The sequence below is a fragment of the Pseudomonas sp. 28 E 9 genome, from assembly GCF_900004785.1.
GTDB lineage: Bacteria > Pseudomonadota > Gammaproteobacteria > Pseudomonadales > Pseudomonadaceae > Aquipseudomonas > Aquipseudomonas orientalis_A.
On record NZ_CVTK01000038.1, the window covers coordinates 22,325 to 29,385 of the forward strand.

Genomic DNA, 7,061 nt, shown 5'->3' on the forward strand with positions numbered 1-7,061 from the left:
GGGGTGTGTAAGTTGTTGGGTTCAGCAATATTATGTCGATTTTAAATGTCGCGTATTTTGCATGTTTGTCCCACTCATTGAGTACATTGAAGCTTCGGTTGTTTAGAAACTTGAACACTGTATTCAGGGTGGATGATGAGTATTCCAACGACGTATACGTACCCAATAACAGCGTCCTTCAGTTCACTGGCTGAACGAGGCGAAGTCCATACAAATCATAGGGGCGGCGCCGCGATTGATAAAGACCACCCTGCGACTGAAACAAGTGAAACGCCTTCAACAAGTCGCGCCGAGGCCGATGCCGAGGTCGCCAGTTCATTCGCCTCATTATTGCTCGACGGTAGTTATAGAACGTCAGTTCGGCCCCCCGATGTGCAGGTCCCGCCGCACTCGACGGTAGCGCGCTGGTATGCCCAACTGGACAGTGCCTTTAAAAGCGAAGGATTTTCAGCCTGGGCTAACAAGCAGGGGCTGGATATGCATGCTCTGACGCTGATCCCTGCGCGCGGGGAAATAAAAGGTTATGTAGACGGTCGGCCCAAAACCTTTTATTTGTCAGACGATTCAGGCTGGTCTGATGTTTCCCGCACGCTCCTGGCCCTGGGCAGGGTATTCGCCCCCGAACACGGTCAAGCGGTGCGATACCCAGGGAGCGGTCAGGGCGGCGTGTCGATGCCGCTGGTCGCGCAATTCTACAAGGAGCCTGATCTTTTTGACGGCGGCCAAGCCAGCGTTCGCCGCATACAGTTCACGGATAATCCCGGCTTCAATCTGGATGAGCGTCACCTGTCGACCCACTCCGACGCGGCGCTGGCGGCGCATCGGCAGGCGCTGGGCGATGAGGCCAATCGGCACAGGCTGATGAGCGCATTGAACGCCTTGGTCGATGACGCTGAGGGGCGTGTCGACTTGGAGCAGAGCAACGTGCCCATCGATCCTCGCTCTGCATTGTTTGATCGAGAGCCGGGCAAAACGTTGAGCCTTGCCCGGATGCTCAAGCTGGAAGGCTACAAAATGCCCGCGAACAGTGCCCAGGCTCATGCGTTGGCCTCGGCACTGTCCTTTGACCTGGCACACAGGGCGCCGGGCGTTGACTCAGGTGGCGTAAGGCACATTGGGCAGGGGCTGTCGTCTACTTCGCTGCGCAAGATGGGAAAGCTTGTAAAGGCGCAGATCGCGACAGGTACGGCGAACGTGCCTGGAACGGACAGCCTCTTGAGTCGCCTGGTCAGTCATCTCCCAGCCAACCTCAGAAAGGCCATGGCTGATTATCCGTCAATCGCCCTCGACCAGCTCCTGCGCACACCCGAGGCCCTGCGCCTGGGCAAGTTGATTCGGGAGGTGCTCAAGGTTGTCGACACCCCCACGAGCGCGATTGAAAGTCTTGGTGTGGCCCTGGTCCGGGAACTCGATCCTGGCTTGGGCAAGTCGCGGTTCAACCTGGCGGGCTACGACCTGTATAGCGTTGATAACGCGGGCGCGTCTTCGGCAGAGATCGTCAAGCGCTTTACGGCGCACCTCGCCGGCCGGGTCGGCAACGAGGCCGCCGCTGTCGCCGCACGGGTTTTATTATCGGCGGCAGCCCCTGAGTTTGTGGTGAAAGACATCCCGCCCAATTTGGTCTACGGCTCCCACACCTGGACGAATTTTTGTATAGAGGTGGCGCGCATAGAGCAGCAAGTGCCTGGCGCGTCCGCAAACATGACCTTCAGCCAGGTGATGGCTTTCGGTAATACGCCGCCGGTGTCCACCGAGGATGAGGATCAACTGAAGTTCGCCGCACGCGATTCGATCATTGCCTGGGGCATTGCCAACCGTGTTATCGACACCAGCCCGACGCACACTTATTCGGATGCGCAGGCCGAGCAGGCGCAACAGGCACTCAACAAGCAGCAAAAAGAACTTCGCTGGGCGAGTAATGCCATGAAAACGCCGCCGACGACACGGCGGGAATTGGCGCTGGCAGAGTTGAAACGGGTATTTCCGGACGTGGACCCGACGCTCGAGGTGATGCAGCAGGCCTCCGTGAAGCATAAGCCGATATCGTTGTTGGATATTTATATGACGGGGCCCATTCAACCGGACTATTGGATATCCAGGGATGAGCAGCGTTTTCCCTATGAGCGTTTAAAGTCGCGTCTGTCTGAATTGACCCCTGACATCAATAAAGTGTTTAAAGCGAAATTTCAGGAGTATCGCAAGGTCCAGGAAAGTGCCTGGGCTATCCAGTTCAAATATCAGCTGTCACTGCTGCCCATGGCGGACAGGGTGCGTGTCAGCCAATCGGACGTCAGTTTTTTTGAGGTGTCCCGCGCCTATACCAAGAGCGGGCCTTGTACCTCCGGGTTGTTCACCCCCAGGGAATGCCTGCCTCCAACGCCCACGGTGCAGGAGCTTGAAGCGCTCAAGGGCAGGCACGGGTTGCTGATGAAAGTGGTGGAGCCTGACGGCACTGTCAGCGCCTACAGTTACTTTCCCGCCGAAGGCAAGATCGTCAAGGAAGACGGCTTTCCGGGCGGGCGGATCGACCTGGATGATCGCTCCTATTTTGGAGGGGGGAACGAAGGTTACATTCCGGGTTTGCCGCATACCTACAAGCAATATGGGCTAACGGATAAAACGCGCGATCCGCCTGCACCGGATGGGAACAACCAGGGTGACTACTTTTCTGATAAATCGGCTGCACTCGCGCACCTGGCGGGTGGTTATTTCACCAAGGACTATGGTGGCCTGCAGAAGGAGGCAGCGGGCGTCACCGAGATTGAAAAAGGGCGTGCTTACGACGAAGAACTGAAGGGTTTTTTTCTGAGCCTCGTGCCTTTTTACGACGGTGTTCAAGACGCTATCAACGGTGATGTAGGCGGGGCGATATTCAATCTCGGGTTCGACATTCTCGGCTTTGTCATTCCCGGTGCGAATGCCGCGCGCAAAGCCGCCAAGGCGGGCAGAGGTGTTCTGAATACAATTAAAAGCGCTGTCGTGGCGGGTGTGGGTGCGTCCGTCGGCTATACCGACTCAGTCGATATTGCGAAGAACTTAAATAAAGGCGCACGCGCCGGTTATAAGGATACGAAGTACCTGGTTGAAAAGGGTCATGATGTGTTGTCACGTTTGAGAGGCCATTACGGAAGTTATGATGTCACTAAACTCTATAAGGACGGCGATGTTGTAAAAGGGTTTTTTCACGCAACTGAGGACAATGTATGGCGACCTGCCGTGGCCGTCTTCAAGAAAGGCGCCTGGTATGCCTATAACGTTGTCACTAAAACGCCGTTCGGTGTTCAGTTGGTACAATTTGGCGCGGTGAGTTCATTGCAACGCTGATACACGGATGTGTTCAGATAGTCAGGGTTTCCATTATTTAATATTCATTCGGCAGGGACCGTGAATGGTTTGTATCTATCCCAACTAAGGTGAATGAAGATGAAACGTTCAACAACAATAACAACGGCGTTACTTCCTGTCCGCATTTCGATTGTATTCAAAGGGCGTATCAGTCATAAAAAATCGTATCGAACGATAAAGTGTTCAAAAGTAGGTGAGGTCATTGGCGGCCTTCTGAGGGGCGCTTCCAGAGAGAGTATGCCGAGCCCGACACGGGTTGACGCGCCCAACCTCGCAGGCACCGCACGCAGTGGCGTGGAGACAGGCCACCAAAAGTTCGATCAAGGCTTTGTGGACGCCAAAGTGAACGGGTTCGACGGCCCAGGGCACGCCAGTGGCACCCGGCAGGCGGGAGACGCCGCCTCAGGCGCCGGGCAAACGCCCGAAATGGCCGCGTACGTCGAAAAACAGCGAAAAGCCTGGCAAGCCTCCAGGGATGCGCACATCCGCGACCAACTGTTCGGCCAGCCCAGTTCGGGCCGTGTCAATGGGCAGGATGTCGAGCCTTTTTCTGCGCGAACCCTTGAAGAGAATGCCAAGACGGCGGTCAAGGCCATAGAGACTGCGCTGCCGCCGACAAACAGGATCCTGCTCAAGACCGCAGCGATCACGACGGCGATCAGCGTACCTGTGACGTCGATCGGCATGGTCGTTGTCGGGAGTGTCAACGAAGCGCTCAAGCCACTGATCAATCCGGCGCCTGCACCCGTAACACAGGAAAGCACCGAAGAAGGGCGACTCGTCGAGTATGCGCAGAACGCAACTTTTCTGTTGGTCAACACCTTGTCGACACTGCGTGGAGAGCAGCCTGTCGGGCCGAACCTGCAATGGGTGATGCAAACCAGGGACGAGCGCCTCGACTCGCTTGAGGCCATGATTGGCTATGTCGAGAGGGAGCTGGGCAAAGAGGCCAAGGTCCGGAAAATTGATTTTCAACCGGCGTCCACGGGGCCTGAAAAAGATGACATCAAGGCGCGTGTGATCGATTTGGAGAGCCGCATGGCAGCGCTTTCTGCCTTGCTGGGGGCCCTCAGCATCACACCCGCGCCTGAGTCCAATACGCCGGTATTGCCGATAGGGACCGCTTCGCAGCGGCTGGCGGCCATCCAATAGCCCTGGATGGCCGGCGCCACGTTAACCCAGCCTGCGCGCCCGTCGTATCCCCGCGACGGGCGTTTCGCCTTAAGCTAAAGCGTGCGAACTTTCCCCCCCTACGCTAACCTGCCTCGATGTTTACGAGGTCAACTATGCACATTCATATTCTGGGTATCTGCGGCACGTTCATGGGTTCGATGGCGGTTCTGGCCAAAGAGCTGGGCCATCACGTCACTGGCTCCGATGCCAATGTTTATCCACCGATGAGCACGCAATTGCAGGCGCAAGGGATTGAACTGACCCAGGGTTACGACCCTTCGCAGTTCGACCCGGTGCCGGATCTGGTGGTGATTGGCAATGCCATGTCGCGCGGCAACCCGGCGGTCGAATACGTGCTGAATAAAGGCTTGCCTTACGTTTCAGGCCCCCAGTGGCTGGCCGATCACGTGCTGCAGGGCCGCTGGGTATTGGCCGTCGCCGGCACCCACGGCAAGACCACCACCAGCAGCATGCTGGCCTGGGTGCTGGAGCACGCGGGCATGAGCCCGGGCTTTCTGATCGGCGGCGTTCCGCAGAATTTCTCGGTGTCGGCGCGCCTGGGCGACACACCGTTTTTCGTGATTGAGGCCGATGAATACGACAGCGCCTTTTTCGACAAGCGCTCCAAGTTCGTCCACTACCGTCCACGCACGGCGATCCTGAACAACCTGGAGTTCGATCACGCCGATATCTTCCCCGATCTGCCGGCCATTGAACGGCAATTCCATCATCTGGTGCGCACCATTCCCAGCGAAGGCCTGGTAATCCATCCGACCACCGAGCCGGCGTTGCAGCGTGTGATCGACATGGGCTGTTGGACCCCGGTGCAAACCACTGGCGTCGGCGGGCAATGGCAGGTCAAGTTGCTCAGTGACGACGGTTCGCGATTTGAAGTGCTGTTCGAAGGCGTGGGCCAAGGCGTGGTCGACTGGGGCATGACCGGTCAGCATAACGTCGCCAATGCCCTGGTGACCCTGGCGGCTGCGCGGCATGTGGGCGTGACGCCGGCCGTAGGTATCGCCGCATTGAGCGCATTTAAAAGCGTGAAGCGCCGTATGGAGAAGGTCGCCGACGTGAACGGGATTACCATTTACGATGACTTTGCCCACCACCCCACGGCAATTGCCACCACCCTGGATGGCCTGCGCAAACGCGTCGGTGATGCGCAAATCATTGCCATCGTCGAGCCGCGCTCCAATTCCATGAAGCTGGGGGCGCACCGCGATGGCCTGCCCGAAAGCGTGAATGATGCCGACCAAGTGGTGTGGTACGCGCCCGCCAACCTCGGCTGGGACCTGCCCGCTATCGCCGCACTGTGCACCGTGCCTTCGAAGGTATGCGACTCGCTGGAGGGCATCATCGAGCACGTCAAACACGTGGCCAGGCCGGGCACCCACGTGGTGATCATGAGCAATGGCGGCTTCGGCGGCCTGCACGGCAAACTGGCTGAGGCGCTCCAGTGAGCGGCCCGGAACGTATCACCCTGGCGATGACCGGCGCGTCCGGTGCGCCGTATGGCCTGCGCCTGCTCGATTGCCTGGTGCGTGAAGACCGTGAGGTGCACTTCCTGATCTCCAAGGCGGCGCAGTTGGTGTTGGCGACCGAGACCGACGTCGAGCTGCCGGCCAAAGTGCAGATGATGCAAGCCTTCCTCACCGAATACACCGGTGCGGCGGCGGGGCAGATCAAGGTGTACGGCAAAGAGGACTGGATGTCGCCGGTGGCTTCCGGCTCCGGTGCGCCGGCGGCGATGGTGGTGGTGCCATGCTCCACCGGTACCCTGTCGGCGATTGCCACCGGCGCGTGCAACAACTTGATCGAGCGCGCGGCGGACGTCACCTTGAAGGAGCGGCGCCAGTTGATCCTGGTGCCACGCGAGGCGCCTTATTCCAGCATTCACCTGGAACACATGCTCAAGTTGTCGAACATGGGGGTGACCATTTTGCCCGCATCGCCAGGCTTCTATCACCAGCCGCAGACCATTGATGATCTGGTGGACTTTGTGGTGGCGCGTATTCTCAACCTGCTCAATATCCCCCAGGACATGCTGCCGCGTTGGGGCGAGCATCACTTGAGTGGCGATGAATAAGGTACTGTGGGTTGTGCTGGTGCTGCAGTTGACCGGCTGCGCCACCGCACGCACGCTGGATGCGGCGCAACCGGGCGCGCCAGTGGTGTACGCCGGGACCCGGCTGGATATGTACGCGATCAACGGCGGCTGCTGTGCCAAGGACAGGTTTGGCGCCGAGGCCCCCACCTATCCCCATATCGACCTGCCCGCCAGCGCGTTGCTCGATACGCTGCTGTTGCCACTGTCGTTGTTGACCGTGCTGGGCGTCGGCTTCAACGCCACCGGCGGCCTGTAACGCAATTCTCAACAACACCATAAAACCAATGTGGGAGGGGCGGTGCGACGATTCGACTTGCCCCCGATGGCGGCCTCTGGGCTGACCAGGATGTTGGATTGGACCGGGTACATATCCGTTTCTGCGGTAACGGCTGCTATGGGTTCCGCTTTTACAGCGGCTCACTTTTGAAAAGCG

5 protein-coding genes are annotated in these 7,061 nt (G+C 58.4%); all 5 read left to right on the plus strand.

Annotated features, from left to right (window positions below):
* Positions 1 to 135 precede the first annotated feature (135 nt).
* The 5 genes from BFQ00_RS07735 (at position 136) to BFQ00_RS07755 (ending at position 6,884) form a co-directional block, all read left to right on the plus strand.
* A complete protein-coding gene (locus BFQ00_RS07735; protein ID WP_139114976.1) occupies positions 136 to 3,324 on the plus strand; it encodes a hypothetical protein in 3,189 nt (1,062 codons plus the stop codon).
* Between the two features lie 99 nt (positions 3,325 to 3,423).
* On the plus strand, positions 3,424 to 4,497 hold the full coding sequence (locus BFQ00_RS07740) for a hypothetical protein (protein ID WP_139114977.1): 1,074 nt from the start codon (positions 3,424 to 3,426) through the stop codon (positions 4,495 to 4,497).
* A gap of 134 nt (positions 4,498 to 4,631) precedes the next feature.
* On the plus strand, positions 4,632 to 5,981 hold the full coding sequence (gene mpl, locus BFQ00_RS07745; protein WP_065895158.1) for a UDP-N-acetylmuramate:L-alanyl-gamma-D-glutamyl-meso-diaminopimelate ligase: 1,350 nt from the start codon (positions 4,632 to 4,634) through the stop codon (positions 5,979 to 5,981).
* Positions 5,978 to 6,607 (plus strand): flavin prenyltransferase UbiX, encoded by a 630-nt coding sequence (gene ubiX / locus BFQ00_RS07750; protein ID WP_083208103.1) that lies wholly within the window; start codon positions 5,978 to 5,980, stop codon positions 6,605 to 6,607. The genes mpl and ubiX overlap by 4 nt, the downstream gene beginning before the upstream one ends.
* Positions 6,600 to 6,884 (plus strand): YceK/YidQ family lipoprotein, encoded by a 285-nt coding sequence (locus BFQ00_RS07755; protein WP_065933088.1) that lies wholly within the window; start codon positions 6,600 to 6,602, stop codon positions 6,882 to 6,884. The genes ubiX and BFQ00_RS07755 overlap by 8 nt, the downstream gene beginning before the upstream one ends.
* The last annotated feature ends 177 nt before the right edge of the window (positions 6,885 to 7,061 follow it).